General features: G+C 47.0%; 1 pseudogene. It reads left to right on the top strand.

Going from position 1 to position 232, the window contains the following annotated elements:
• Window positions 1-13: 13 nt before the first annotated feature.
• Window positions 14-232 (top strand): annotated as a pseudogene (locus IC21_RS17170) (DDE transposase); the annotation flags it as partial.

Below are 232 nucleotides of genomic sequence, written 5' to 3'. Positions count from 1 at the left end.
AACAGCGGAAACGATGGCGGGAGACCGGGGTTATGATGACACGAAGCTGATTACGAAACTCTGGGATACGTATAAGATTAAGCCCATCATGGATATTCGCAATATGTGGAAAGACCCCGACAAAACACGATTACTCCCGGGGAAGGAAAACGTCGTTTATAACTACAAAGGAACCGTATCCTGCGTATGCCCTGAAACAGGTAAACAACGGGAAATGTGCAACGGGGGATTT

The sequence above is a fragment of the Heyndrickxia coagulans DSM 1 = ATCC 7050 genome (genome assembly GCF_000290615.1).
Lineage (GTDB): Bacteria > Bacillota > Bacilli > Bacillales > Bacillaceae_C > Weizmannia > Weizmannia coagulans.
The sequence above is the reverse complement of the archived record's forward strand: the minus strand, read 5'-3'. Positions and strand labels throughout refer to the sequence as shown.